Annotated in this window: 24 protein-coding genes; 14 read left to right on the top strand and 10 right to left on the bottom strand. The window is 66.9% G+C overall.

Annotation, left to right across the window (positions count from 1 at the left end; genetic code table 11):
* Positions 1–129 precede the first annotated feature (129 nt).
* From urtC to ABNX41_RS05865, 9 genes are all read left to right on the top strand, one after another.
* The gene (urtC, locus tag ABNX41_RS05905) at positions 130–1,326 is read left to right on the top strand and encodes an urea ABC transporter permease subunit UrtC (RefSeq protein ID WP_438668798.1); all 1,197 of its coding nucleotides are present in this window, start codon (positions 130–132) and stop codon (positions 1,324–1,326) included.
* Entirely contained in the window at positions 1,323–2,063 is a 741-nt protein-coding gene (gene urtD, locus ABNX41_RS05900) for an urea ABC transporter ATP-binding protein UrtD (protein ID WP_438668797.1), read from the top strand. Before urtC ends, urtD begins: the two co-directional genes overlap by 4 nt.
* Position 2,064: 1 nt before the next feature.
* A complete protein-coding gene (gene urtE, locus ABNX41_RS05895; RefSeq protein ID WP_438668796.1) occupies positions 2,065–2,760 on the top strand; it encodes an urea ABC transporter ATP-binding subunit UrtE in 696 nt (231 codons plus the stop codon).
* A 288-nt stretch (positions 2,761–3,048) separates the two neighbouring features.
* Complete coding sequence (locus ABNX41_RS05890; RefSeq protein WP_438668795.1) at positions 3,049–3,663, top strand: ribonuclease D; 615 nt, start codon at positions 3,049–3,051, stop codon at positions 3,661–3,663.
* Positions 3,664–3,677: 14 nt separating this feature from the next.
* Positions 3,678–4,286, top strand: coding sequence for an LPS export ABC transporter periplasmic protein LptC (gene lptC, locus ABNX41_RS05885; protein WP_438668794.1), 609 nt, complete (start codon positions 3,678–3,680; stop codon positions 4,284–4,286).
* Between the two features lie 28 nt (positions 4,287–4,314).
* Positions 4,315–4,812 (top strand): LptA/OstA family protein, encoded by a 498-nt coding sequence (locus tag ABNX41_RS05880; protein WP_438668793.1) that lies wholly within the window; start codon positions 4,315–4,317, stop codon positions 4,810–4,812.
* Entirely contained in the window at positions 4,812–5,603 is a 792-nt protein-coding gene (gene lptB / locus ABNX41_RS05875) for an LPS export ABC transporter ATP-binding protein (protein WP_438668792.1), read from the top strand. The genes ABNX41_RS05880 and lptB overlap by 1 nt, the downstream gene beginning before the upstream one ends.
* A gap of 225 nt (positions 5,604–5,828) precedes the next feature.
* Entirely contained in the window at positions 5,829–6,404 is a 576-nt protein-coding gene (hpf, locus tag ABNX41_RS05870) for a ribosome hibernation-promoting factor, HPF/YfiA family (RefSeq protein WP_438668791.1), read from the top strand.
* A 49-nt stretch (positions 6,405–6,453) separates the two neighbouring features.
* Complete coding sequence (locus ABNX41_RS05865; protein WP_438668790.1) at positions 6,454–6,918, top strand: PTS sugar transporter subunit IIA; 465 nt, start codon at positions 6,454–6,456, stop codon at positions 6,916–6,918.
* Between the two features lie 142 nt (positions 6,919–7,060).
* Here the strand turns inward: ABNX41_RS05865 and ABNX41_RS05860 are convergent, their stop codons facing one another.
* The 6 genes from ABNX41_RS05860 to cysQ all read right to left on the bottom strand — a co-directional run bounded on the left by ABNX41_RS05860 (position 7,061) and on the right by cysQ (position 14,383).
* A complete protein-coding gene (locus ABNX41_RS05860; protein WP_438668789.1) occupies positions 7,061–8,458 on the bottom strand; it encodes a nodulation protein NodH in 1,398 nt (465 codons plus the stop codon).
* A 4-nt stretch (positions 8,459–8,462) separates the two neighbouring features.
* Positions 8,463–10,160, bottom strand: coding sequence for a DUF5927 domain-containing protein (locus tag ABNX41_RS05855; RefSeq protein ID WP_438668788.1), 1,698 nt, complete (start codon positions 10,158–10,160; stop codon positions 8,463–8,465).
* Positions 10,157–11,158, bottom strand: coding sequence for a glycosyltransferase family 2 protein (locus ABNX41_RS05850; RefSeq protein ID WP_438668787.1), 1,002 nt, complete (start codon positions 11,156–11,158; stop codon positions 10,157–10,159). Before ABNX41_RS05850 ends, ABNX41_RS05855 begins: the two co-directional genes overlap by 4 nt.
* Before the next feature lie 227 nt (positions 11,159–11,385).
* The gene (locus tag ABNX41_RS05845) at positions 11,386–12,420 is read right to left on the bottom strand and encodes a glycosyltransferase family 2 protein (protein WP_438668786.1); all 1,035 of its coding nucleotides are present in this window, start codon (positions 12,418–12,420) and stop codon (positions 11,386–11,388) included.
* A gap of 31 nt (positions 12,421–12,451) precedes the next feature.
* Positions 12,452–13,345: a UTP--glucose-1-phosphate uridylyltransferase GalU gene (galU, locus tag ABNX41_RS05840; protein ID WP_438668785.1), complete on the bottom strand. Its 894-nt coding sequence runs from the start codon at positions 13,343–13,345 to the stop codon at positions 12,452–12,454.
* A 243-nt stretch (positions 13,346–13,588) separates the two neighbouring features.
* Complete coding sequence (gene cysQ, locus ABNX41_RS05835) at positions 13,589–14,383, bottom strand: 3'(2'),5'-bisphosphate nucleotidase CysQ (protein ID WP_438668784.1); 795 nt, start codon at positions 14,381–14,383, stop codon at positions 13,589–13,591.
* A 195-nt stretch (positions 14,384–14,578) separates the two neighbouring features.
* On the opposite strand from cysQ, the gene ABNX41_RS05830 reads away from it, so the two are divergent.
* Entirely contained in the window at positions 14,579–15,403 is an 825-nt protein-coding gene (locus ABNX41_RS05830) for an ABC transporter permease (protein ID WP_438668783.1), read from the top strand.
* Positions 15,404–15,418: 15 nt separating this feature from the next.
* Here ABNX41_RS05830 and ABNX41_RS05825 read toward each other — a convergent pair whose 3' ends face one another.
* Entirely contained in the window at positions 15,419–16,420 is a 1,002-nt protein-coding gene (locus tag ABNX41_RS05825) for an alpha/beta hydrolase (RefSeq protein ID WP_438668782.1), read from the bottom strand.
* Between the two features lie 334 nt (positions 16,421–16,754).
* Here ABNX41_RS05825 and dnaK point away from each other — a divergent pair, with 334 nt between their 5' ends.
* Together dnaK and dnaJ are read left to right on the top strand one after the other, a co-directional pair.
* On the top strand, positions 16,755–18,665 hold the full coding sequence (gene dnaK / locus ABNX41_RS05820) for a molecular chaperone DnaK (RefSeq protein ID WP_438668781.1): 1,911 nt from the start codon (positions 16,755–16,757) through the stop codon (positions 18,663–18,665).
* A 73-nt stretch (positions 18,666–18,738) separates the two neighbouring features.
* On the top strand, positions 18,739–19,890 hold the full coding sequence (dnaJ, locus tag ABNX41_RS05815; RefSeq protein WP_438668780.1) for a molecular chaperone DnaJ: 1,152 nt from the start codon (positions 18,739–18,741) through the stop codon (positions 19,888–19,890).
* A gap of 67 nt (positions 19,891–19,957) precedes the next feature.
* Here the strand turns inward: dnaJ and ABNX41_RS05810 are convergent, their stop codons facing one another.
* Entirely contained in the window at positions 19,958–20,563 is a 606-nt protein-coding gene (locus tag ABNX41_RS05810; protein WP_438668779.1) for a L,D-transpeptidase, read from the bottom strand.
* Between the two features lie 14 nt (positions 20,564–20,577).
* Positions 20,578–21,069 carry a CAP domain-containing protein gene (locus ABNX41_RS05805; protein WP_438668778.1) on the bottom strand — a complete coding sequence of 164 codons (492 nt, stop codon included), beginning with the start codon at positions 21,067–21,069 and terminating at the stop codon, positions 20,578–20,580.
* A 471-nt stretch (positions 21,070–21,540) separates the two neighbouring features.
* Between ABNX41_RS05805 and radC the strand changes: the two genes are divergently transcribed.
* Entirely contained in the window at positions 21,541–22,272 is a 732-nt protein-coding gene (radC, locus tag ABNX41_RS05800; protein WP_438668884.1) for a RadC family protein, read from the top strand.
* A gap of 819 nt (positions 22,273–23,091) precedes the next feature.
* The gene (locus tag ABNX41_RS05795; RefSeq protein ID WP_438668777.1) at positions 23,092–24,915 is read left to right on the top strand and encodes an SLC13 family permease; all 1,824 of its coding nucleotides are present in this window, start codon (positions 23,092–23,094) and stop codon (positions 24,913–24,915) included.
* A gap of 9 nt (positions 24,916–24,924) precedes the next feature.
* Here ABNX41_RS05795 and iolB read toward each other — a convergent pair whose 3' ends face one another.
* Entirely contained in the window at positions 24,925–25,743 is an 819-nt protein-coding gene (gene iolB, locus ABNX41_RS05790; RefSeq protein WP_438668776.1) for a 5-deoxy-glucuronate isomerase, read from the bottom strand.
* Positions 25,744–25,772 lie beyond the last annotated feature (29 nt).

Here is a 25,772-nt window from a genome sequence, read left to right as displayed (position 1 = left end):
CACGACCTTCCTCCTTCATCTTGGCCGAAATATCCCGGGGGTGCGGGGGCTGGCCCCCGCTCCGACCCTCGCCATCCCGCCCGCCATCCCGCCCGGAGCCCGGCCGATCCAGCCCATCGGAGACCGCAGATGACCCGAGGTTTCTTCGCGAAAAACCCCTCCACCCTGTGGTTCCTGCTGATCCTGTCGGGCTTCACCCTTGCGATCACGCTGCTGTCCGAGGGGCTGGGCATCGGCGTCATCCCCACCGCCTTCGTCAAGGTCCTGGGCAAGACGCTCTGCCTCGCGCTGGTCGCGCTCGCGATGGATCTGATCTGGGGCTATACCGGCATCCTGTCGCTCGGCCACATGGCCTTTTTCGCGCTTGGCGGCTACATGATCGGCATGTGGCTGATGTATGCCCGCACCGAAGAGATCGTGGTGCAGGCGCTGGCGGGCTCGCCCCTGCCCGCCACGCCGCAAGAGATCGCCCAGGGCGTCACCAGCCAGATCTTCGGCGTGGTCGGCACGTCAGATCTGCCGCTGATCTGGAGCTTCGCCCATACCGCCTGGTTGCAGATCCCGATGATCGTCGTCGTGCCGGGGCTCCTGGCGCTGGTCTTCGGCTGGCTGGCCTTCCGGGCGCGGGTGAACGGGGTCTATCTGTCGATCCTGACCCAGGCGATGACGCTGGCGCTGGCGCTTTACCTGTTCCAGAACGATTCCGGGCTGCGCGGCAACAACGGGCTTTCCGGGCTTCAGAACATGCCGGGGCTGGGCCATGTCTCGCAGGCGGTGATCTCGATCTGGTTCTTCCTCGGCTCGGCCCTGCTCCTCGGCCTTGGCTACCTGCTGCTGGCCTGGATCACTGGCGGCAAGTTCGGCAGCGCCCTGCGCGCCATCCGCGACGACGAACAGCGGCTGCGCTTCATGGGCTACCCGGTCGAGGGCTACAAGCTTTTCGTCTTCACCCTGACGGCGGTGATCGCCGCCATCGGAGGCGCGCTCTACTATCCGCAGGCCGGCATCATCAACCCGGCCGAGCTTGCCCCGATCGCCTCGATCTACCTGGCGGTCTGGGTGGCGATCGGCGGGCGCGGGCGGCTTTACGGCGCGGTGATCGGTGCCTTCATCGTCACGCTGCTGTCAAGCTGGTTCACCGGCGGCATGGCGCCCTCGATCCCGCTCGGCTTCTACACCATCAACTGGGTCGACTGGTGGACGGTGCTTCTGGGGCTGTCCTTCGTCCTTGTCACCCTCTTCGCGCCCAAGGGGATCGGCGGGCTCTTCGACAAGATCCCCCGGCGCCGCCGACCGACCGGACCCGGGACGGAGGGCGGGGAATGAGCGCGCTTCTCGAAGTCTCGGGCGTTTCAGTCACCTTCGACGGGTTCCGCGCCATCAACAACCTCTCCTTCGAGATCGGCCCGGCCGAGCTGCGCGCCGTCATCGGCCCGAACGGCGCAGGCAAGACCACCTTCATGGACATCGTCACCGGCAAGACCCGGCCCGACACCGGAAAGGTCCTGTTCGGGCCGCTGTCGCGCTCGCTCCTGAAGATGAGCGAGGCGCAGATCGCCCGCGCCGGGATCGGCCGCAAGTTCCAGCGCCCTACCGTCTTCGAGGACCAGAGCGTCACCGAGAACCTGATGCTGGCGCTGAAGGCCGCGCGCGGCCCCTGGCGGGTGCTGTTCTGGCGCGAAAGCCCGGGCGATCACGACCGCATCGCCGAACTGGCGGCGCAGGTGGGCCTGGGCGCGCATCTGGCGCGCAAGGCCGGGGAATTGTCGCACGGCCAGAAGCAATGGCTGGAGATCGCCATGCTGCTGGCGCAGGAGCCGAAGCTGCTTCTGGTGGACGAACCCGCGGCCGGCATGTCGTTTTCCGAACGCGAGCAGACGACGGCGCTGCTGGTGGACCTGGCCAGGACCCGCGCCGTGGTGGTGGTCGAGCATGACATGGAATTCATCCGCCGCCTGAACTGCCGGGTGACGGTGTTGCACGAGGGCTCGGTCCTGGCCGAGGGCAGCCTCGACCATGTGACCCGGGATCCGCAAGTGATCGAAGTCTATCTGGGGCGCTGAGATGCTGAAGACCGAAAGCCTGACCCTGCATTACGGCGGCAGCCAGATCCTTTACGGCATCGACCTTGAGGCGAAACCCGGCATGGTGACCTGCGTCATGGGCACGAACGGGGTGGGCAAGACCTCGCTTCTCAAGGCGCTGGCGGGGACGCATCCGCGCTCGGGCGGCAAGGTGGTGCTGGACGGGCAGGAACTGCCGGTGCTGCGGGCCCAGGACATGGCGCGGCGCGGGCTGTCGGTGGTGCCGCAGGGGCGGATGATCTTTCCGCTGCTGACGGTGAAGGAGAACCTTGAGACCGGCTATGCCTTGCTGCCGAAGGCCGAACATCGCGTGCCCGACGAGATCTACGAGCTGTTCCCGGTGCTCAAGGATATGGGCCACCGCCGGGGGGGCGACCTGTCGGGCGGCCAGCAGCAGCAGCTTGCCATCGCGCGGGCGATGATCATGAAGCCCAAGGTGCTGCTTCTGGATGAGCCGACCGAGGGGATCCAGCCCAATATCATCCAGCAGATCGGCCGGGTGATCGAGTATCTCAAGGCCAAGGGCGATATGGCGATCGTCCTGGTCGAGCAGTATTTCGACTTCGCCTATGAGCTGGGGGACGCGTTCTATGTGCTCAAGCGCGGCGCGGTGAACCTGCGCCATCCCAAGGCCGGGCTGTCGCGCGAGGCGCTGCAGGCGGCGCTGTCGATCTGAGGGCGGCGGGGCGAGGGGGGGAAAGCGCGGACGGGGGCGCTGCCCCCGGGCCTTCGGCCTCCCCCGGGATATTTTTGCAAAGAAGAAAGGGGATTGCCGGGTTTTGGCCATGGCCGGGGGGGGCGTTGTCGATGGGGGCAGTCGGTTTTTTGGGCTCTGGGGTCGATTCGGGCCTTGGCCCGGGGTATTTCAAAGCGGGCGGGCGGGCCGCGCGGTTGACCGGCGGCGGCGGCGGGGCTAATGCGGCCTCTGGACGGTCCGGGAGGGCCGGATTTTCGGAGAGGCGCCGTGGCAATCCACCTGCATCGCAACGACCTGCCCGAGGGGCTGGACCTTGGCCCCGTCGTCGCCATCGACACCGAGACCATGGGGCTGGACCCGCGCCGCGACCGGCTGTGCCTCGTCCAGCTTTCGGCCGGGGACGGCGATGCGCATCTGGTGCAGATCGCGCGCGGACAGAGCCGGGCGCCGCGTCTGGAGGCGCTGCTGGCCGATCCCGGCGTCGTGAAGCTGTTCCACTTCGGGCGCTTCGACATCGCCGCCCTGCGCCAGGCTTTCGGCGTGGCCTGCGCGCCGGTCTGGTGCACCAAGATCGCCTCGAAACTGGTGCGCACCTATACCGACCGCCACGGGCTGAAATATCTTCTGGCCGATCTGGTCGGCGTCGACGTGTCGAAGCAGCAGCAGACCTCGGACTGGGGTGCGGCCGATCTGACCGAGGCGCAGAGGGAATATGCCGCCTCGGACGTGCTTTACCTGCACCGGCTCAAGGCCGGGCTGGAAGAGCGCCTGATCCGCGAGGGCCGGATGGAGCTTGCCGCCCGGCTGTTCGACTTCCTGCCGGTCAGGGCCGAGATGGACCTGCTGGGCTGGGGCGACCTGAATGACATCTTCCACCATTAGACGGTGCTGACCCGATGCCCGCGATCGACCGCCATTCCCGTATCGTCGGCTGGTTGAAGGTCGTGCTGCCGCTTGCGGCGCTGGCGCTTTTGTCCACGCTTTTCCTGCTGGCCGACCGGATCGACCCTTCCGCCGCCATCCCCTATGCCGAGGTCGATGTCGAGGCCCTGGCCCGCGATCCGCGCATGACGGCGCCGACCTATGCGGGCACCACCGAGGACGGCACGGCGATCACCCTGACCGCCGAGGCCGCCCGCCCCGCCACCGCCGAGGAGACCGCCGAGGCCGAGGGCGTCACCGCGCTGCTTTCCATGCCGGACGGCGGCGAAAGCCGGATCGCCGCCGGGGCGGCGCGGCTTGACAATGCCGCGCGCGAACTGGAGCTTTCCGAGGGCGTGGTCGTCGAAACCTCGACCGGCTACCGGATCGAGACCGCCGCGCTGACCGTCACGCTCGACCGGTCCGGCCTGACCGCCCCGGGCGATGTCATCGCCATCGGCCCCGCCGGACGGATCGAGGCCACTGGCATGGTGCTGCAGCAACAGGAGGGTGCCGGAACCGGCGGGGAATATCTTCTGGTTTTCTCGGGCCGGGTTAAGTTGCTATACCAGCCCGAAAGCTGATACGCGCGCCCCCAGATCGGATAGTTCGATGAGACCCCCGCTTTCTGCCCTCAGCCTTGGCCTTCTGCTTGCCCTCGTCCCCGCATGGGGCGCATCGGCGCAGCAGGCGGAAGTCTCGTTCGGCGGGCTGGAGCAGGATACCAGCCAGCCCGTCACCATCGATTCCGACAGCCTGTCCCTGAACAATGCCGACGGCACGGCGCTGTTTTCCGGCAATGTCCTGGTGGTGCAGGGCGACCTGCGGCTTTCCGCCGGGGAGATCCGCGTCGAATATGCCGAGGACCGCAGCGGGATCGAGCGGCTTCATGCCTCGGGCGGGGTGCTGATCGTCAGCCTCTCGGATGCGGCGCAATCGCGCGAGGCGGTCTATACCATCGCCTCGGGCCAGGTGGTGATGACCGGCGACGTCCTGCTGACCCAGGGCGCCACCGCCATCGCGGGCCAGACCCTGCGGCTGGACCTGAAAAGCGGAACCGGCGTGGTGGAGGGGCGGGTCTCGACGACCTTCGTGCCGGGCGGAAACTGATGGCGGATGTGATTTCCCTGCCGCTCGACGCGCCCGAAACCGCAGGCGGCCAAACCGCGGGCGGCCGGACCGGGCTTTCGGTGCGCGGGCTGCGCAAGAGCTACAAGAAGCGCCCGGTGATCCGCGATGTGACGATGGATCTGAACCGGGGCGAGGTGGTGGCGCTGCTTGGCCCGAACGGATCGGGCAAGACCACCTGTTTCTATTCCATCGCCGGGCTGGTCACGCCCGAGGGCGGTCAGGTGCTGATCGACGGGCGCGACGTGACCGCGCTGCCGATGTATCGCCGCGCGCGGTTGGGCATCGGCTATCTGCCGCAGGAGGTCTCGATCTTTCGCGGCCTCTCGGTCGAGGACAATATCCTCGCCGTGCTGGAGATCGCCGTCCCCGACCGCCACAAGCGGCGCGAGCGGCTGGAGGAGCTGCTCAGCGAATTCTCGATCACCCATCTGCGCCAGGCCCCCGCGCTTGCGCTTTCGGGGGGCGAGCGGCGGCGGGTCGAGATCGCGCGCTGCCTGGCCGCCGATCCGAAATATCTGCTTCTGGACGAGCCTTTCGCGGGCGTGGACCCGATCGCGGTGGGCGAGATCCGCCATCTGGTCCATGATCTGAAGGGGCGCGGCATCGGCGTGCTGATCACCGACCACAACGTGCGCGAGACGCTGGAGATCGTGGACCGCGCCTATATCCTGCACGACGGCAAGGTGCTGATGTCGGGGACCACGGACGAGGTGGTGCGCGACGAAACCGTGCGCCGGGTCTATCTGGGCGAGAATTTCCGCATCATCTGAAACACCCCGCCGATTCTGTTGACACTCCGCCCGCTCTGTCACCAAATGGTTGCATGAGCGCATCCAATGCCCCCTGGATCAGACAGTCGAACCGGCCCCTCGCGGGCGTGGCGGCCCGGCCGGTCGCCTTGCGGATTTCTCCCGTCCCACCCAGATAGAAGTAACGACCCGTCGGATGTGACGTGACGTTGCCTCCGGCACCCAAGACCAGAAAGAGGAGGTTTCATGCGCTACCAGATCAGCGGAAAACAGATCGATATCGGCGATGCCCTGACCACCCATGTCAAGGCCGAGATCGGCGAAGTCGTCGAGAAATACGCGCAACGCCCGACCGAATGCCTGGTCGTCTTCTCGAAATCCGCCCATGAATTCATCTGTGAAACCGCGATTCACCTCTCGACCGGGCTGACCGTCCAGGCCAAGGGCCAGGCGACCGAGATCTACGCCGCCTTCGAAAGCGCGCGCGAGCGGATCGACAAGCAGATCCGCCGCTACAAACGCCGCCTGCGCAGCCACAACACCACCCGAAAGGCCCCGGTTGAATTCGACGCCGCGCCGACCTATATCTTCGCCCCATCCGAGGAGGCCGAGGATGCCGAGCCAGAAACGCTTGCACCCGTGGTCATCGCCGAGATGGAGACGAAGATCCCCTCCGTCACCGTGGGCGAGGCCGTGATGCAGATGGAGCTGGCGGGGCAGAGGATGCTCGTCTTCCGTAACGAAGGCCATGGGGGCGTGAACGTGGTGTATCGTCGCGAAGACGGCAACATCGGCTGGATCGACCCCCGCAACAGCAGGTAACCGGCATCAGCCCGGTCACGCCCTGCTTCGACCACAGGATCCCCCCGTCATGGAACTTTCCAACCTTCTCCTTCCCTCTGCTGTCCGCGTCGTCGGGCAGTTCACCTCGAAGAAGCGACTGTTCCAGGAGTTGGGCGAGATCGCCCAGCAGGCCTATGGCATCGAATCGGCCCTGGCCTTCGACGGCCTGCAGGAGCGCGAGGCCCTTGGGCCGACCGGCGTGGGGCATGGCATCGCCCTGCCCCATGCCCGGCTTGAAGATCTCGACCGGATCGCCGGGATCTTCATCCGGCTGGAGAAGCCGCTGGATTACGACAGCGTCGACCGCCAGCCGGTGGACCTGGTCTTCGGCCTGCTGGCGCCGAAGGACTCGGGCGTGGACCATCTGAAGGCGCTGGCGCTGGTCAGCCGCACCATGCGCGATGCCGCGATGGTGGCGAAGCTGCGGGCCAACAACGATCCGGCGAAGCTTTACGAGATCCTGATCGAATCGAAGGCGACCCAGGCGGCTTGATGGCCGCGGGGGGCGGTCGGGGCGGGGGCTAGGTCAGGGGGCGCTGCCCCCTCGGCCCTTGCGGGCCTCACCCCCGGGATATTTTTGCAAAGAAGAAATGAGGGCGTCGGGGGGGGGGGATTCGGCCGGAGGCGACGGGCGGTCAGGTCTTCCAGCTTTCGAAGCCAAATGCCATGTAGTCGCGGCTGTAGGCCTCTTGCGCGGCCTCTTCCAGATCCGGGGTCCAGATCGCCTCCAGCGCCCGGGCGGCGGCATCGTCGGAGGGGGGCGGCACGGCGGGCAGGCCCCGTTCGGCGGCCAGCCAAGCCAGGCCCTCGGCCAGCCTGTCCTCGCGGATCACCAGATCGGGGGCCTGGAAACCCGCGAAACCTTGCAGCACCGCGCCCTGGCTCGCCCAGTTCGGATCGACCTTCTGGCCGGTCTGGCCGCCGGTGGAAAGCTTGGCGTAGCGCAGGAAGGTCAGGAAGGCCGCGCGATGCTGGTCGTCATCGGCAAACGCCCGGCCCGGCGGCGGCAGATCGGCCTTGTGGGCGCGGATCAGAAGCGCGCGATGTTCGGCCCGGCGGCCCGAGACGATCATGTCGAGAAAAGCGGCATGGGCGCGCAGCAGCGGATGGCGGATCACGGTGAAGCTGCGATGGCCGGGATGGGCGCGCTTCCATTGTCGCAGGCTTTTCTGGGTGAAATCCGCGCTGATCGCGGCGCCGAGCGCGTCGAGCCAGGCGCGCACCCGCTTTTCGGGACCCGAGCGCACCGGCATGTAGAGCAGGCCCGCCCCGGAGGCGACGAAGGAGGGGATGGCCGGTGGCCTGCGTGGCTCGAAATTCGGACTGCGCGACAGGTTGAAACGGTCGAGCCGCGCCAGCGCCGCCGCCATCTCGTCGAGGTTTTCGACCTTGTCGGCGATCTCCTCGGGGTTTTGCTTCTTGAGCGTGGCGTCTGGGGCGTCGAGCCGGGCCTCAACCCCCAGGAAGCTCGCCAGACCGTTCAGCACCGCCAGGTCCTGGATATCGTCGTAATCGATGTAGAAGGCGGTCTGGCCGGTGATCTGCAGCCCATGCATCAACCGGATCTGGAAATCCTGCAAGGCTTCGAGATGCGCCGTGAACTCGGCCGCGTCGAACCGCGCCCGGGCGGTCTTGAGATTCTTGATATTGGTCAGCTTCCACTGGCCGGTCGCCTGGGCGATCTTCCAGCTGACATAGCTGTCGACGGGGTTGCGGGTCAGGATGATCTTGGCGCAGGCCGGATCGTCGAGCAGCGCGGGCAGGACGCGCGGGTCGTGATCGTGGAAGAAGCGAAAGCCCGGCAGTCCGGGCACCTGCGCGCGCAGGCGGCGCAGCAGTTCCAGCGGGTCACGCTCTCGCGCCGCGAGATCCAGACCGAACATCTCGGTCTGGTCCTTCTTGCCGATGAAATGGGGATTGAAGACCTCGCCCAGGCAGGAGACGCCCGGCAGCGCGTTCAGATTGGCTTCGAGGAAATTCGAGCCGGTCCGCATCTCGGCAAACAGCACGAAAGAGGTGAAGGTCGGGGCCAAGATGTCATTTCACCAGATAGGGGCGCGGGCGGCGGCCGCCGGGGGTCGGCAGATCGCCATCCACGGGGAAATCGCCCATCAATTCGGGCTTCATGCCCTGATTGCGCAGGTTTTGCAGGAACTGGCCGAAGCCTGTCAGATCGGCGAGCCGCGGCACCTCGGTCAGGCGGCGCAGCGCGCGCGGGCTGATCTCGTCCACGATGGTCTGCAGCGGCTCCATCGGGCTTTCGACGAATTCGGCAAGGTTCCAGATCCGCACCCGGGCCTTGACCGAAGGGTCGCGCAAGGCGGTGAGGAACCTGGTCTCGATCCGTTGCAGCCGCGCGGCTTCGGCGCGGATCTCACCGAAATTGCGGTTGGCCTGGAACAGCGGCACCACGAAGGCGCCCGAGATCACCGAGATATGGGCGTTCGGATCGCCCACCAGGAAGGGGGCGATCTTCTGGTTGTCGCCGGGGCCGAACTGGAAGCACTGCCGCTCGCCCCGCGTGTTCCACAAGAGATTGGTCAGGAAGGCGCGCGGGTTGTAGTCGCGAAGCGCCGCGCTGTCCGAGAGCGCGCCGTTGTAGATCTGCGCGCCGCCCGCGAATTCCGCCCGGCCCGGGGCATAGAGATGGCCATGCACCCGCATCCCCGCGACCTTCGAGAGCCAGTTGTCGAAGCCCTCGAACAGCTCGGCAAAGCCCTCGAACACCGAATAGGGCGCGGCGCTGCGCCCGTTCACCCAGTCGCGGTTGGGAAAGCGCGACTGCATGTAAAGACCGGCGCGGCCCTGAAGCCGCCGCTCGGTCGCCTTGGAGAACAGCCGGTCGATCTTGCCCGGGTTCGGCTCGGCCCGGGGCTGGCTGCCCAGGTCGGCGCGCAGGAAGGCCTTGTAAAGCTTGTCGGCCCGGGGCCAGATCTTGCGGGCGACGAAGCAATCCGACCGCCGCAGCAGTTGAAGGTGATCGTCGTAGAAGATATGCGGCTTGCCCTGGTGGTCGAACTTCGAAAGCGTCAACGAGCGACTTTCGACATTCGACGAGACCTTGCGCACCAGCGTCTGGAAATAGCTTTCGTCCGGAATCCAGACGCGGCGGAAATAGCGGTCATGGACGGCGCGCTGCTTGCCTTCCAAAATCGCCGAAAGCGTCTGGCGCGTCAGGCACCACCACTGGCTGCCCAGATGCGGCACCAGCCCGGCGGGGATGCGGCGACGCACGCCGAGCGCGCGCTGAAGGCCGACATAGCGGTCGAAAAGCCAGCGGTGGCGGCGCCAGGAGAAGGGGAACCGCAAGGTGAACCTTTCGGCATTCAGCCCCCCCACCGTCCAGCCGACATCGGCGGTGGTCACGCTTTCGATGAAATCGGTGCGCGGGCGGGCGTCGAGATAGTCGCGCAATTCCTGCACCGGGCGCAAGGGCAGGCAGGAGCCCGAGGCCAGATAGACATGGCGGACCCGATCGAAATCGGCCAGCATGATGCGGCTGGCCGCCTGCGTCGCGGCGACGATGCCCCAGGTGCCCCATTCGCAGGCATGGCGGGGCGAGAAGCGGATGTCGTCCAGATCGGAAAGCGCGTCCTTCATCGCCGCGACCTCGGCCCCCGGGGTGCGGCGATCGACATGGATCACCACCGGGCAGCCGTTCGCCGACCAGTGGCGGGCCACCTCGGCCGCGCGGTCAAGCGCGGTATGGCACAGCATCACCACGCCCAGCGTCATGCCCAGTTGCCCTTGGACATGAGACCCAGAATCTCCAGCTGCCGCCAGTTGATGTATTTCTCGCTCCACTTGCACCAGAAATCCGGCTGCGTCCTCAGCCCCTCCAGATAGGCGGCATATTCGCGGCTTTGGGCGTAATGCTGCCCGCGCGCCATTTCCTCCTGCGCCTTGAGGGCGAATGTATCGAGAAACTTGGCGTGAAGAAGGCAGCCCGAGGCCTTTTCCCCGCCCCAGGCGTCGAAAACCAGGTTCAGCCCGCGCGGCAGCATCATATGGGTTGAGCTGACATAGGCATAGGAGCGATGCCATTTCACCAGCGGGATCTTGTTCAGCGCGGGCGCCGCCTTGGGGTTGTCGGCGAAGAAGGCGCGGGCGCGCGGCCCGCCCTGGATCCACAGGTTGCCAAGGCCCCAGTTGCGGCTGATCATGTAATTGCCGCTGTCGAACCATTGCGCGATCTCGAACGGGTTCTGCCCCTCGCGATAGGGTTGTTCCTCGACCGGGCCGCGGGGATACATGTCCAGCATCATGGCCGAGAAGGTGCGGATGCCGCTGGCGTCCAGCCAGTCGGTCAGGGCGCGCAGGGGCCGCGTCTCGCAGAAGGGATAGATCAGGAATTCGTCGACATCGACGGTCAGGCACCAGCGGCCGTGGCCGTGGCGGCGCAGAAGATGCATGATCCAGTCCATGCCGTAGCGGCTGGCCTTGTAGCTGTGGTCGGTCGTCCAGACCGAGACATCGGGTTGCGCGGCCAGATAGTCGCCCCCGCCGTCGCCGCTGCCATTGTCCACGAACAGGAAATGCTCGACGCCAAGATCGCGGTAGTATCGCAGGAAATAGGGCAGCCGGATCCGTTCGTTGCGCAGGGTCGCGAAAAGCAGGATCTGGCCCTTCCGCAGCCCCTCGAGCCGCACCGAAAGCGGGCGAAGCTGGCGGCGTTTCAGGAACGCCCGGGCCAGAAGCCGCTTGCGCCGCCAGCGCAGTTTGTATGACCCCATCACGCCCAAAACCCGCACCCGCAACCATCAACTAGGAACCGCAACGCCCCGATCGGCACCCGAACCGCATCGCGCGGATGCAAGGGCGGTCCTGCCCGCCGAAAGCCCCTGCGCATCTGGCCCATTGTTTCCCGGTTCCGAAACAGCTCTCCGAACCTAAAGACTTACCGGAAAAAAGTAAACAATCCGCTCCGCGCGCCGGGTAGGACGGGGCGGGGCGGGCGGCCTCAGACCCAGCCGCCGCGCGACAGAAGCCCCAGCCCCTCAAGCTGCCGCCAGCCGATGTAGCGGCACGAGGCCGGGCAATGCAGCACCGGATCGGCGATCAGCCCGTCGTAATAGGCACCGAAGCGCGCGGGGTCGGCGAAATGCTGGCGGCGGTCCTTTTCCTCGGCGGATTTCACCAGGATCTCGGGCAGGAACTTGGTATGCAGCAACACGCCGGAAATCCGCTCTCCGCCCGTCTCGTCATAGACCGCGTTCAGGCGCGGCGGCAGCATGCTGTGGGTCGAGTTCAGAAAGGCATAGCGCCAGTGCCATTTCACCAGCGGGATCTTGTTGAGCGTCGGCGCGCGGCGTGGATCCTCGGCGAAGAGAGCGCGGGCGCGCGGGCCGCCCTGGATCCACAGGTTGCGCATCTTCGGCTGCACCTGGACCGAGTAATTGCCGCCGTCGAACCAGCCCAGCACCTCGCGCGGGTCCTGCCCCGGGGCATGAACCGCCTCGGACAGCCGCCCCTCGGGGTAAAGGTCCAGCATCATCGCGCCGAAACTCTCGACCCCTTCCCCGTCAAGCCATTCGGTCAGCGCGGGCAGCGGCCGGGTCTCGTGATGCGGATAGACCAGGATCTCGTCGGCATCGAGGACAAGGCACCAATGGCCATGGCCGTGGCGCAGCAGCAGCCAGTTCAGCCAGTCCAGCCCGAAGCGGGATTTCTTGTAGCTCGCCCCCGTGGACCACAGCGACACATCCGGCTGGTCACACAGCAACCCGGCCGTGCCATCGGTGCTGGCATTGTCCACGATCAGGAAATGATCGACGCCCAGGCGGCGGTGATGATCCAGGAAATACGGCAGCCGGGCGGATTCGTTGCGAACCACCATCGCGCACAGGATCGCACCCTTGCCGATCGCCCCGGTGCGGTCGGCAACCCGGCGCAATTCGCGCCGCTTGCGGATCGCGCGGGCGATCAGGATGCGGCGGCGCAGACGCAGCCGCAGGGCCTGCCACAGGCGGCCGACATCCAGGCCGACGGGCGGCATCTCACCCGCGGCCCAGGGCTGCGGCGCGGCCTTACTCGGCCGCGCGGGACTGCGCCACCATCTCATCGAGATAGGCCGAGAATTCGTCGCGCAGATCGGGGCGCGACAGGCCGAAGGCCACCGTCGCCTGCAAGAAACCCGCCTTCGAGCCGCAATCATAGCGCATGCCACGGAAACGGAAGCCATAGACGCCCTCGCCCTCGACCTCGTCGGCGATGGCGTCGGTAAGCTGGATCTCTCCACCCGCCCCCTGTTTCATGCGGTTGAGGTTGGTCATCACCTTCGGCGACAGGATATAGCGCCCTATCACCGCAAGGTTCGAGGGCGCCTCTTCCGCCTTCGGCTTCTCGACCATGCCCCTGGCCTTCACGACCGAACCCATGTCCTCGTCGATGTCGAGCACCCCATAGGCCGAGGCCTTGGCGGGCGGCACCTCCATGGTGGCGACCATGCAGCCGCCGGTCTCTTCATAGGCTTCGACCATCTGGGCAAGGCAAGGCTTTTCCGCCGCGATCACGTCGTCGGGCAGCAGGACGGCGAAAGGCTCGTCCCCGATCAGGCGGCGCGCGCACCAGACCGCATGGCCCAGGCCCATCGGGCGGTTCTGGCGCAGATAGGCGATGGCGCCCGAATCCATGTTGGTGGCCTTCAGCACCTCAAGCAGTTCGGTCTTGTTCTTGCGGCGCAGCTCGGACTCAAGCTCGGGCGCGGTATCGAAGTAATCCTCAAGCGCGGATTTCCCGCGCGAGGTGACGAAGATGAATTCCTTGATTCCGGCGGCTCGGGCCTCGTCGATGGCGTATTGGATCAGGGGGCGGTCCACCAGGGTCATGATCTCTTTCGGGATCGACTTGGTGGCGGGAAGAAAGCGGGTTCCAAGCCCTGCAACCGGGAAAACGGCTTTGGTGACTTTCTTGGATCTCATTTTCGCACTCATTCTCAATCCCATCCTGCGGCATGATGCCATCCGCATGACTGTTTGCATTTCAAGCCATTGTGGCGCGATTCAGGCGCCATCGTGTCCAATCTGTAAAAAATCCTACACCATCCAGGATCAAAAGGCCCGGCGAAAGCGACATACGGACCCAAAGCCCGGCGGGATGCCGCGAATCTCGCTCCCTTGCCTGTCCCGTGCAATCCTAACGGCACTCGTGCCCGTCTCCCAATGCTATTTCAGCATCACCCCGGGGGACAGCGCCAGAAAATGCGGATTGTCCCAGCCCGGCTTGCCATAGGTCAGCACGCCGTGGTCACCCAGCCGCAGCACCTGCCCGCCCGCGCCGCGCAGCACCGCATCGCCCGCCGCCGTGTCCCACTCCATCGTGCGGCCCAGGCGGGGATAGAAATCGGCCTCTCCGCTGGCGACGAGGCAGAATTTCAGGCTCGACCCCGCGCTTTTGGCGTCCTTCACCCGGTAGCGGTTGATGTAGTCGTCGGTCGCCTGGTCGCGGTGCGATTTCGAGGCCACGACCAGAAGCCCGTCGTTGTCGGGCGCGGCATTCACGCGCAGGGGCCGCAGCGGGCCGGGGGCCTCCTTGTCGAAAGGGCCGGTCTCCTCGACCGCGCGCCCGTCGGGCAGGGTGTAGAACAGCCGCCCCTTCGCGGGCGCGTAGACCACGCCGCGCAGGGGGACGCCGTTCTCGACCCAGGCGATGTTAACGGTGAAGTCGCCCCGGCGCTGGACGAATTCCTTTGTCCCGTCCAGCGGATCGACGATCAGGAAGGTCGAGGCGGTCAGCGCATGGCTTTCGGCCTGTTCCTCGGTGATCAGCACCTCACCCGGGAAGGCCGCGCGCAGCCCGGCCGAGATCAGCGCATCCGCCGCCTCGTCGGCCTCGGTCACGGGGCTGGCGTCGCCCTTGGCGCGCACCTCGAAATCGGGTCCGTCGTAGATCTCCATGATCCTGTCCCCGGCCTCAAGCGCAAGACGGCGCAGAACCGGGACGAGCGTGGCGAAATCCATGGAAAACCTCCTGAAAGCGGGCGCCTTGCGCGGCATGCGCGAAACGGCGCGCCGAAAGCACCGACAGAAACGCGGGGGGCCGGGGCGCTGCTGTTGCCATGCCCCCCCGCGCCCCTTATCCTTCGCCGGAAAGGGAACGGCAAGATTTCCCGGCGAAGATCAGGCATCAGGCGGCAGTCTCGAAGGGCAAGGGCGATGTTCCGACCGCAGGCGACACGAAAATCCCGGCTGGGCACGGGGTTCGAATTTCTGGAACTGCTATATCATGCCACCGTCCGCCAGTTGCGCGGATCGCATTCCAACGCGGTCTACGGCATGGTGATCAATGTCGCGCAGGCGGCGCTGATCCTGGTGATCTTCGTGGTGATGTTCGACATCCTGGGCATGCGGCGGATCGCGATCCGGGGCGATTTCGTGCTATACGTCATGTCCGGCGTCTTCATGTTCCTGACCCATACCAAGGCGGTGGCGGCGGTCTCGGGCGCGGACGGCCCGGCCTCGGCCATGATGATGCATGCGCCGATGAACCCGGTGGTGGCGGTGGTTTCGGCCGCGCTGGCCTCGCTTTATCAGCAGACCTTCGCCGCGATCGTCATCATGCTGTTCTACCACACGCTGTTCAATCCGCTGACCTTCCACCAGCCGGTGGGGATGGTGGCGATGTTCCTGCTGTCGTGGTTTTCCGGCGCGGCGATCGGGCTGATCTTCTATGCCGCGAAACCCTGGCAGCCGGATCTGGTGGGGATGCTGTCGCTGATCTACCAGCGCGCGAACATGATCGCCTCGGGCAAGATGTTTCCCGCCAGCTACGCCACGGCCGAGACGCGGGCGCTGTTCGAATGGAACCCGCTTTACCACACCATCGACCATGGGCGCGCATTCACCTTCCTGGATTATTCGGCCCGGTTCACCTCGATCGAATATCCGATCTGGTGCGCGGTGATCTGCATCATGATCGGGCTGATGGGGCAGTTCTTCACCCGCAAGCATGTGTCTGTCAGCTGGGGCAAGCGCCGCTGAGCGCGGGCCGGGCGCTCAGGGCGCCCCCGGCCCGGCGATCCGCCCCAGATGCAGGTCCAGCGTCCGCCTTGCCGCCGGGCCGAGCAGGCTGCCGTGGCTTTCGCCGGGATAGCCTTTCCAGCCGATCTCCAGCCCCTCGATCCCGGCAAGCCGCTCGATCCAGGGCGGCGCGACCAGTTCGCGCGGCGCCTCGCCCTCGGCGGGAAGGCGCCCCGCCGATCCGGTGACCATCAGCACGGTCGCGCGCGCCAGCCGCCCGCCCGCCGCCCGCACACCGGCCCGGAAGGCGCGCTCTTCCAGCTCGATCTCGCCCGAGTTCCACCAGCCCGAGGGATCGGCCGCCGAGAACCGCCGGAACAGCCAGGTCCGGCTGTAAAAGGCATGCATGGTGAAATGCCCGCCCAGCGAATGTCCGAAAAGCGTCATGTCCTCGCGATCGACCGGCGCGCGGGCCGCGATCTCGTCGAGCAGTCGGTGCTCGATCAGGTCGAGCAGCGCCTCGCGCCCGCCGGTCGGGTCCCGGCCGGGGCCGCGCTGCCCCTCGGCCAGGCCGCCGACCGGGACCATCCCCGGCGAGGTCAGGTCGAACCGGCGCCGCACCGTGTCGAAGCGCCGCTCGCCCGGATAGCCGATGGAGGCGAGCAGGACCGGGGCGCCCGGGGCCGTCCGCTCGCGGTGGTGCCACAGCATCGGGAAAGTCGCATTGCCATCGGTCGACAGCACCAGGGACCAGCCTCGCGCCGGAGGATCGCCCTCGGGCAGGCCCAGGAAGATCCGCCAGGGCGCATCGGTCGGGCCGATCTCGAAGCTGCGCGCCCGGGGGTGGTCGATCACCTCGGCGGGCTGGGCGTTTCCGCGCTCGGCCGCGGGCGAGGCGGGCGCCCCCTGCCCGCGGGCCCGCCGCACCGAAAGGCCCGAGACAAGGCCCGAGGCCGCAAGGGCGGCCAGCACCGAACGGCGCGAGAGAGAGCAAAGCATGAAGGGCCCCCCGGACAGGAAGACTGCGAAGTCTGACATGGGAAATTCGACCTGGGTCGGCCGGGGCCGCGCGCCGGAAAGCGCGACCGGCGGGCCCGGCTGCCTTGGGCCTGGGCAGGCTAGCACCGGCCGAAACCCCTTCGCAACCCCGCCCTCTGGCGCAGGGGGCCTGGGCGCAAGGCCCGCCGCGTCCCGCCCCCTTGCGGAAATTTCGCGCCACTTCTCCGCTCGCAGCCGTTGCAGGCGCAAATCCACCTGACTATATACGCCCAGTCAGGCGCAACGGCCCCGCCCGAGCGCATCCATGACCCCCACCGGAGGCGCCGAAGTTTCCGGGCCCCGGACGGGGGATCGCCTTTAGAAAGGGATAGATATGGCCAAAGTCATCGGCATCGACCTCGGCACCACCAACTCCTGCGTCGCCATCATGGATGGCTCGCAACCTCGCGTCATCGAGAATTCGGAAGGCGCGCGCACCACCCCCTCGATCGTCGGCTTCACCGAAGGCGAGCGTCTGGTCGGCCAGTCCGCCAAGCGCCAGGCGGTGACCAATGCCTCGAACACCGTTTTCGCGGTCAAGCGCCTGATCGGACGGCGCACCGACGACCCGGCGGTGGAAAAGGACAAGAAGCTTGTCCCCTATGCCATCGTGGACGGCGGCAACGGCGACGCCTGGGTCGAGGTGCGCGGCGAGAAATACAGCCCCAGCCAGGTCTCGGCCTTCATCCTTCAGAAAATGAAGGAAACCGCCGAAAGCTACCTGGGCGAACCCGTGACCCAGGCCGTGATCACCGTTCCGGCCTATTTCAACGACGCCCAGCGTCAGGCCACCAAGGATGCGGGCAAGATCGCGGGCCTTGAGGTGCTGCGCATCATCAACGAACCCACGGCGGCGGCGCTGGCCTACGGGCTGGACAAGAAGGAAACCAAGACGATCGCGGTCTACGACCTCGGCGGCGGGACCTTCGACATCACCATCCTGGAAATCGACGACGGCCTTTTCGAGGTGAAATCCACCAACGGGGACACTTTCCTCGGCGGTGAGGACTTCGACATGCGCATCGTCCAGTATCTGGCCGACGAGTTCAGGAAAGAGCATGCCGTCGACCTGACGCTCGACAAGATGGCGCTGCAACGCCTGAAGGAAGCCGCCGAAAAGGCCAAGATCGAGCTTTCCTCCAGCCAGCAGACCGAAATCAACCAGCCGTTCATCTCGATGGACAAGAACACCGGCCAGCCGCTGCACCTCGTGGTCAAGCTGACCCGGGCCAAGCTGGAAAACCTGGTGGGCGACCTGATCGCCAAGTCGATGAAACCCTGCGCCGCCGCGCTGAAGGATGCAGGCATCTCGAAGGGCGAGATTGACGAGGTGGTTCTGGTCGGCGGCATGACCCGGATGCCGAAGGTGATCGAAGAGGTCACCAAGTTCTTCGGCAAAGAGCCCCACAAGGGCGTGAACCCCGACGAGGTCGTCGCCATGGGCGCGGCCATCCAGGCCGGCGTGCTGCAAGGCGACGTCAAGGACGTGGTTCTTCTGGACGTGACCCCGCTGTCCCTGGGCATCGAGACGCTGGGCGGCGTGTTCACCCGGCTGATCGACCGCAACACCACCATCCCGACCAAGAAGAGCCAGGTGTTCTCGACCGCCGAGGACAACCAGAACGCCGTGACCATCCGCGTCTTCCAGGGCGAGCGGGAAATGGCGGCCGACAACAAGATCCTCGGCCAGTTCAACCTTGAACAGATCCCGCCCGCGCCGCGCGGCGTGCCGCAGATCGAGGTCACCTTCGACATCGACGCCAACGGCATCGTCTCGGTCTCGGCCAAGGACAAGGGCACGAACAAGGAGCAGCGGATCACCATCCAGGCCTCGGGCGGTCTTTCCGACGACGAGATCGAGAAGATGGTCCGCGACGCCGAGGCCAATGCCGAGGCCGACAAGGAGCGCCGCGAACTGGTCGAAACCCGCAACCAGGGCGAAAGCCTGCTCGATTCGACCCGCAAGTCGCTGAAAGAGCATTCCGACAAGGTCGATCCCTCGACCGTGGAGGCGATCGAGCTGGCCATGGGCCCGCTTGAGGATGCGCTCAAGGGCGAGGATGCGGGCAAGATCAAGTCGGGCATCCAGAACCTGACCGAAGCCGCGATGAAACTGGGCGAGGCGATCTACAAGGCCCAGGCCGCCGAGGCCGGGGGCGAGGATGAGCCGCGCCCGGTCGATGACAGCGACGACAGCATCGTCGATGCCGATTTCGAGGATCTGGGCGACAGCAAGCGGAAGTGATTCCACTTGCGCCGGACAAGGGGGCGGCCCGGGCAACGGGCCGCCCTTCTCCGGTCATGAAGGGGGTTTTGCAATGGCAAAGCGCGACTATTACGAGACGCTGGGCATCGCACGCGGCGCCGGTGCCGACGAGATCAAGAAAGCCTATCGCACCAAGGCGAAAGAGCTTCACCCCGACCGAAATGCCGACAATCCCGATGCCGAGGCCCGGTTCAAGGAAGTGAACGAGGCCTATGACGTGCTGAAGGACGCCGACAAGAAGGCGGCCTACGACCGTTTCGGCCATGCCGCCTTCGAGGGCGGGATGGGCGGCGGCGGCGGGCCGCGCGGCGGCTTCCAGCAGGGCGATTTCGCATCGAGCTTCTCGGATGTGTTCGAGGATCTCTTCGGCGACTTCATGGGTGGGCGCGGGGGCGCGGGCGGCGCCCGGGCGCGGGCGCAGCGCGGCTCGGACCTGCGCTACAACCTGCGCGTCACGCTGGAGGAGGCCTTCAAGGGCGTCCAGAAGACCATCAACGTGCCGACCTCGGTCACCTGCGACACCTGCCGCGGCTCGGGCGCCGAGGGCGGGGCCGAACCGCAGACCTGCCCGACCTGTTCGGGCATGGGCAAGGTGCGCCAGCAGCAGGGTTTCTTCACGGTAGAACGCACCTGCCCGACCTGCGCGGGCGCGGGCCAGATCATCAAGAACCCCTGCAAGAGCTGCCATGGTGCGGGCCGGATCGAAAAGGACCGCCAGCTTTCGGTGAACATCCCCCCGGGGGTGGAGACCGGCACCCGCATCCGCCTTGCGGGCGAGGGCGAGGCGGGACTGCGCGGCGGGCCGCAGGGCGATCTCTACATCTTCATCGAGGTGAAGGAGCATGCGCTCTTCCAGCGCGAGGGGGTGCATCTCTTCTTCCCGGTGCCGATCCCGATCACCCGGGCCGCGCTTGGCGGCGAGGTCGAAGTGCCGACGATCGACGGCGGACGGGCGCGGGTCAAGGTGCCCGCGGGCGCACAATCGGGCAAGCAGATGCGGCTGCGCGGCAAGGGCATGCCCGCCCTGCGCGGCGCGGGCACCGGCGACATGGTGATCGAATTGCGGGTGGAAACCCCGGTCAACCTGACCGCGCGGCAGAAGGAACTTCTCGCCGAATTCGAGAAGCTCTCGGAAGAGAACAACCCGGAGGGATCGTCCTTCTTCTCGAAGGTCAAGGGGTTCTGGGACGGGATGAAGGGTTGAACGAGGGCGGGGATCATCCCCGCCCTTTTCGCGTCAGGGCCGCCCGGATGCCCCGGCGGCGCGACGATTACAACAGCTTGACCTGAGTGCCGATCTCGACCAGGTCGAACAGCCGCTCGACATTCGGGTTGAACAGGCCCACGCAGCCGTTCGACGCCGGGCGCCCGATCTTGGCCAGGTTGTCGATGCCGTGGATGCGGTAATATTGCCAGCCCAGGTTCAGCGCGCGGCTTCCCAGGGGATTGTCCGGGCCGGGATCGACCTTGTCGGGCAGCGAGGGATCGCGCTTGCGCATGTCGGGCGTCGGGATCCAGGTCGGGTTGCGCCGCTTCAGCGTCACCTCGGTATGGCCGCGCCGGGTCAGTTCCTCGCTCATCGGCACCGAGGAGGGATAGACCAGATGGATGCTTTCATCCTCGGACCAGTAATGCAGCACGCGCGAGGTCAGGTCGCACAGGATCGCCCCCTTGCGCAGGTGCTGGAAATGGTCCTGCCAGCGTTGCGCGGCAAAACTTGCGGTGACATGGCGCGGACCCGGCGCGGCGGCCGGGGCAAGCGTGGTGTCGGCGGCGAAATCCTGCGCGCGAAGCAGGCCGGGCGCCGCCAGCCCGGCCATAAAGACACCCGAGAGGCCCAAGAGATCCCGGCGGTTCAGATTCGATCGGCTTGGCATCCGGCTTCTTCCTTTCAATCCGCGACGTTGAGGGTCCACCAAAGCTTGTGGTCCTCTTCCTGATAGGCGCCCAGCCCGATCCGCCGCGCGCGCGGATCAAGCAGGATGGCGCGTTGCTCGGGCTGGCCCATCCAGGTGGAAATGGCCTGCACCTCGGTCTCGTAGGTCTGCGAGACCAGCTCGCCCAGGATGGTGCCGGTAAAGCCCGCGCGCCGCGCCCGGTCGAGCGGAGAGCTGCCGTCCCGCCCGAAATGCCAGGCCCGCCTCTGGGCCGACATCTCGAAGGACTGGACATCGGCGGCGGCGATCAGCCTCGGATCCATCACCACCGGCGCCAGGCCCGCCCGCGCCCGCGCCGCATTGACCGTCTCCAGCGCGCGGCCGCGCACGGCTTCGATATTCTGCTCGGTGACCGGATAGACCCCGCGCACCGAGGCGCCGGAAGCGTCCAGACGGGGGGCGCCCGCGCCGCCGACCACGCAGCCCGACAGAAGCAGAATCGTCAACAGGGCCAGCCCGCTCGGGGCGGATCGACCGGGGTTACTCGTCAAAGCCACGCTTTTCGCCATGGGGTCTTGTCGCTCCAGATTTCGCGCCAGATTTCACACCGGACAGGTTCCTAGACCCTCCACCTGCCGCAGGTTCAACCGTTTCCCGCCGATTTGGTCCCTGCGATCACGAAGGTTTGAGGAAAATCCCGCAAGACCGCAACACCGGCGGCCCGACGGCCCTCCCGGCAAGCCGGGATCCGCCCAGGCAGGGGGCCGGAAGGCGCGGCGGCGCGATACGGGGAATCGGCCGCCCCGCATTGTTGGCCTCAAGCCTTGCCTTAAGTCTTTGGTAACCATTCCTGGCGCATTCTGCACCTGAAAGCCCCACCCCAAGGCCCCGCCCGGGGCCGCTCCAACCACAGGCTCTGGCGCATGAGACATACCGGATTTCCCGACCGCCCCGGATTTCACGATGGCACCCGCGCCATGGTCCTGCCCCTGGGGGATGAGGACGAGGCGCAGGCGACTCCGCTGCCCGGCCGCCTGCCCAGCTATATCGCCGACCACCGCAAACGCCTGCGCGCCCGTTTCATGGAGGGCGGACAGGCCGCGATGCCGGATTACGAGATGCTGGAGCTTGTGCTGTTCCGCGCGGTTCCACGTCAGGATGTGAAACCGCTCGCCCGGCTGCTTCTGGACACGTTCGGCGATTTCAACCGCGTGGTCACCGCCCCGGCGGCACGGCTCGCCATGGTGAAAGGCGTTGGCGACGCCGTGGTGCAAGAGCTGAAGATCGTCGAGGCCGCCGCGCAGCGGATGATGCGCGCCAAGGTGATGAACCGCCCGGTCCTGTCGTCCTGGGACGCACTGCTCGACTATTGCCACACCGCCATGGCGCATCGTGAGACTGAACAGTTCCGCATCCTGTTCCTCGACCGCAAGAACGTGCTCATCGCCGATGAGGAACAGGCCAGGGGCACGGTGGATCACGTTCCGGTCTACCCGCGCGAGGTGGTCAAGCGGGCGTTGGAGCTGAACGCGAGCGCGCTGATCCTTGTCCACAACCATCCTTCGGGCGATCCGACGCCCTCGGACGCCGACATCATCATGACCCAGCAGGTCGAGGATGCCTGCCGCAGTCTCGGGATCACCCTGCACGACCATCTGATCATCGGGAAATCGCGCGAGTTGTCGCTGCGGTCCCAGGGCTACTTCTGATCCGGGCGGAGGGGCGGATTGACCGGAACGCGGCTCGCTGGGGCTGGAAACTCGCTGGGCTGGAAACGTGTCGGCCAAAGCCGGAACACCCGGGGTTCCCCCGGACTAGCGCACGCCCCGCCTGTCCAGCCCCCGCCAACGGGCGCCCCGGGCCAGGCCCTGGCCCGCCATCGGAGCTGCCCCTGACCAAAAGGGCGTCAAGGTCGCTCAGGCATGAGCCCGCATCGGCGAGCATAAGCCACCCACCGGCAAGGCGGCGCCCTTTGGCGGTTTGGCCAATATCTCCAAACGGCGCGGTCATAAGCTGCTGACCGACAAGAGGGGTAGCCCTTGACGGCTCTTACCCATATCTCTCGAAATAGCCCAAGCATGGGCCGCCCACCGACAGGGCGGCAACCTCCGGCGGCTTCGCCCATGCCTCGAAGGGGCCCGTCATATCCCCTTGCCGACAGGGCAGCAGCCTTTAGCGGCTTCGCCCGTATCTCAAGGTGGCGCGGACATAATTCCGCCAGCCGATAGGGCGGCAGCCGTTGACGGCCTCGCCCACACCTAGAAACCGCCGGGTCATGAACCGCTCCTCGGCGTGGCCCTTTGCCGCCCGGTATCTTGACCCCCCGAAGCGAAATCCGCCCGGGCGGGGCGGGAAGGGCCAGGGCCTCCCGCCCCGATGCCGCCACCCGCCCGGGGCCGCAGTGACCTGGCGGCGCGGGGAAGACCGAAGGCCCGGGCCCCGGTTGTTGCTCCGCTCCGCTCTTTGCCGCTATACCACCGCATCCGGCGCGGGCCGGGCGCGCGCAGCAAGGGCAGGCAGGACCCCGGATGAACAGCGATCTCGCCATCGTGCTGGCGCTTCTGGCCGCGACGGTCGCACTGTTCGCGCTCAACCGTCCCCGGATGGATGCGGTCGCGCTGATCATGCTGACGGTGCTGCCCCTGACGGGCGTGGTCTCGCTCGACGAGGCGCTCGCGGGGTTTTCCGACCCCAATATCATCCTGATCGCGGCGCTTTTCGTCCTGGGCGAGGCGCTGGTGCGGACCGGGGTCGCCCAGGCCATGGGGGATCTGTTGATCCGTTGGGCCGGACCGGGCGAGGCGCGGCTTCTGGCGCTGGTGATGGTGATGGCCGCCGGGACCGGCGCCTTCATGAGCTCGACCGGCGTGGTCGCGATCTTCATCCCCATCGTCTTGCGCATCGCCGCCAATACCGGCATCAGCGCCGCCCGGCTGATGATGCCGCTTTCCGCCGCCGCCCTGATCAGCGGCATGATGACCCTGGTCGCCACCGCGCCCAATCTTGTCGTCCACGGCCAGATGATCCGGGCCGGGCATGAGGGTTTCGGCTTCTTCGCCTTCGCACCTTTCGGCCTGCCCATGCTGGCGCTGGCGATCCTGTGGATGCTGTTCGCGCGGCGCTGGCTGGGACGGGCGCCCGCCGCCCTGCCCGCGCCGAGGCCGCGGCTGGAGGACTGGATCGGCGCCTATGGCCTTGGCACGCGCGAGCATCGGCTGCGGATCAAGCCCGCATCGCCCTGGGTCGGCAAGCGGCTGGACGATCTCGACCTCAGGGCCAGCGCCGGGATCAACGTGATCGCGGTCGAGCGCGGGCGCGGCTTCGGCCGTCACCTGATCCAACCCGAGGCCGCGACCCGGCTTCAAGCCGGGGATGTGCTGTTTCTCGACGTGGTGATCGAAGGGTTCGAGGTCGGCGGCCTCGCGCTGGCGAACCATCTTCAGCCCCTGCCGATCAGCGGCCATTACTTCGGCGACCGCAAGCAGGACATCGGCATGGTCGAGCTGATGGTCCCGCCCGGCTCGCGCCTGATCAACCGCAGCGTGACCGAAAGCCGTTTCCGCAGCGAATACGGGCTTGTGGTGATCGGGCTGAAGCACGGCGCGACCCCGGTGACCGCGCCGGTCTTCGCCGAAAAGCTGCGCCTTGGCGACACGCTGCTCGCGGTCGGCCCCTGGAAGGCGATCCGCAACATCCGCCACGCACCCGACCTGATCACGCTGGGGCTTCCGGCCGAGATGGACGAAGTGATCGAGCGCCCCGCCCGCGCGCCCCATGCGCTGGCGATCCTTGCCCTGGTCGTGACCCTGATGGTGGCGGGCGTGGTGCCCAATGTCCTGGCGGCGCTGATCGGCTGCCTGCTTCTGGGGCTTTTCGGCTGCATCGACATGCCCTCGGCCTGGCGCGCGATCCATTGGCAAAGCCTGATGGTGATCGTCGGCATGCTGCCTTTCTCGATCGCGCTTCAGAACACCGGAGGGGTGGATCTGGCGGCATCGACCCTGCTCGCCGCGATCGGCGATTCGGGGCCGAGGGTGGCGCTGGCGGCGATCTTCGTGCTGACGGCGCTGCTTGGGCTTTTCATCTCGAACACGGCGACGGCGGTGCTGATGGCGCCGGTGGCGCTGGCGCTGGCCGCCGGGATCGGCAGCTCGCCCCTGCCCTTCGCGATGACGGTGGCGCTGGCGGCCTCGGCCGCCTTCATGACGCCGGTCTCCTCGCCGGTGAACATGCTGGTGGTGGGGCCGGGGAATTACCGCTTTTCCGATTTCGTGAAGGTCGGCGTGCCGCTGACGCTGATGGCGCTGGCGGTCAGCCTGACGCTGGTGCCGCTGATCTTTCCCTTCGGCTAGAGGGCCCGCTCAGGCGTCGCGCCGCGCGATCCAGTCGTGGTCCGGGTCGTTCTGGAACCGCCATTTCCGCAACGGCCCGGCCATGACATTGAGGTAATACATCTCATAGCCATAGGGCGCGCCGCAGGGGTGATGGCCCCGGGGCACCAGCGTCACGTCATGGTTCCTGACCGCAAGCGTCTCGTCCAGGCTGCCGTCCTCGGTATAGATGCGCTGGATGCCGAAGCCCTGCGCGGGATTTAGCCGCATGTAATAGCTTTCCTCCAGCAGCGTCATGCGCGGGAAATCGTCCTCGTCGTGGCGGTGGCTTGGATAGCTGGACCAATGCCCCGCCGGGGTGAAGACCTCGGTCACCAGCAGGCTGTCGGCGACGTCGCGATCCTCCATGGCGATATTGTTGACGTATCGCGTGTTGGTGCCCTTGCCGCGCGGGGTCAGCGCGATCCCCTCCGGCCCGATCCGCGCCGCCGGATGCCCGCCCCGCCCCGGCGCGGAACAGACCGCCAGGGTGCAATCCGTCAGCGCCTCGGCGCGCCAGTCGCGGCAATCGGGCAGGTAGAGGCAATGCGGCGCCAGCCGCTCGAACACATCCATCCGCGCGCCCATTTCGCCCCAGTCCCGACCGGCGCCGTGCAGGGCCACCCGGCCCTCGACCACGACAAGGATCGCCTCGCGCCCCGCCACTTGCGGCTCCATCCCGCCATCGGCGCGATCCCCTGCCACCAGCCGGTAGAGCGAGAAGCCGACATGCCCCCAGCCCGCGCTTTCGGGCGTGATGCCGTGAACCTTGCCCCGCACGCCCCCGGGCCTGACCAGCAGATCGACCATCTTCCCTTCCCCCTTTTACCCGAATATGC

The sequence above is a fragment of the Pseudogemmobacter sonorensis genome (genome assembly GCF_042762395.1).
GTDB lineage: Bacteria > Pseudomonadota > Alphaproteobacteria > Rhodobacterales > Rhodobacteraceae > Pseudogemmobacter > Pseudogemmobacter sonorensis.
Note: the sequence above shows the minus strand (reverse complement) of the source record. Positions and strands in the feature narration are given on the sequence as shown.

Excerpts from the sequence above, each read along its gene's own strand:
- urtC (WP_438668798.1), top strand. The coding sequence starts at position 130 with ATGACCCGAGGTTTCTTCGCGAAAAACCCCTCCACCCTGTGGTTCCTG.
- urtD (WP_438668797.1), top strand. The coding sequence starts at position 1,323 with ATGAGCGCGCTTCTCGAAGTCTCGGGCGTTTCAGTCACCTTCGACGGG.
- urtE (WP_438668796.1), top strand. The coding sequence starts at position 2,065 with ATGCTGAAGACCGAAAGCCTGACCCTGCATTACGGCGGCAGCCAGATC.
- lptC (WP_438668794.1), top strand. The coding sequence starts at position 3,678 with ATGCCCGCGATCGACCGCCATTCCCGTATCGTCGGCTGGTTGAAGGTC.
- ABNX41_RS05880 (WP_438668793.1), top strand. The coding sequence starts at position 4,315 with ATGAGACCCCCGCTTTCTGCCCTCAGCCTTGGCCTTCTGCTTGCCCTC.
- lptB (WP_438668792.1), top strand. The coding sequence starts at position 4,812 with ATGGCGGATGTGATTTCCCTGCCGCTCGACGCGCCCGAAACCGCAGGC.
- hpf (WP_438668791.1), top strand. The coding sequence starts at position 5,829 with ATGCGCTACCAGATCAGCGGAAAACAGATCGATATCGGCGATGCCCTG.
- ABNX41_RS05865 (WP_438668790.1), top strand. The coding sequence starts at position 6,454 with ATGGAACTTTCCAACCTTCTCCTTCCCTCTGCTGTCCGCGTCGTCGGG.
- ABNX41_RS05855 (WP_438668788.1), bottom strand. The coding sequence starts at position 10,160 with ATGACGCTGGGCGTGGTGATGCTGTGCCATACCGCGCTTGACCGCGCG.
- ABNX41_RS05850 (WP_438668787.1), bottom strand. The coding sequence starts at position 11,158 with ATGGGGTCATACAAACTGCGCTGGCGGCGCAAGCGGCTTCTGGCCCGG.
- ABNX41_RS05845 (WP_438668786.1), bottom strand. The coding sequence starts at position 12,420 with ATGCCGCCCGTCGGCCTGGATGTCGGCCGCCTGTGGCAGGCCCTGCGG.
- galU (WP_438668785.1), bottom strand. The coding sequence starts at position 13,345 with ATGAGATCCAAGAAAGTCACCAAAGCCGTTTTCCCGGTTGCAGGGCTT.
- cysQ (WP_438668784.1), bottom strand. The coding sequence starts at position 14,383 with ATGGATTTCGCCACGCTCGTCCCGGTTCTGCGCCGTCTTGCGCTTGAG.
- ABNX41_RS05830 (WP_438668783.1), top strand. The coding sequence starts at position 14,579 with ATGTTCCGACCGCAGGCGACACGAAAATCCCGGCTGGGCACGGGGTTC.
- ABNX41_RS05825 (WP_438668782.1), bottom strand. The coding sequence starts at position 16,420 with ATGTCAGACTTCGCAGTCTTCCTGTCCGGGGGGCCCTTCATGCTTTGC.
- dnaK (WP_438668781.1), top strand. The coding sequence starts at position 16,755 with ATGGCCAAAGTCATCGGCATCGACCTCGGCACCACCAACTCCTGCGTC.
- dnaJ (WP_438668780.1), top strand. The coding sequence starts at position 18,739 with ATGGCAAAGCGCGACTATTACGAGACGCTGGGCATCGCACGCGGCGCC.
- ABNX41_RS05810 (WP_438668779.1), bottom strand. The coding sequence starts at position 20,563 with ATGCCAAGCCGATCGAATCTGAACCGCCGGGATCTCTTGGGCCTCTCG.
- radC (WP_438668884.1), top strand. The coding sequence starts at position 21,541 with ATGGTCCTGCCCCTGGGGGATGAGGACGAGGCGCAGGCGACTCCGCTG.
- ABNX41_RS05795 (WP_438668777.1), top strand. The coding sequence starts at position 23,092 with ATGAACAGCGATCTCGCCATCGTGCTGGCGCTTCTGGCCGCGACGGTC.
- iolB (WP_438668776.1), bottom strand. The coding sequence starts at position 25,743 with ATGGTCGATCTGCTGGTCAGGCCCGGGGGCGTGCGGGGCAAGGTTCAC.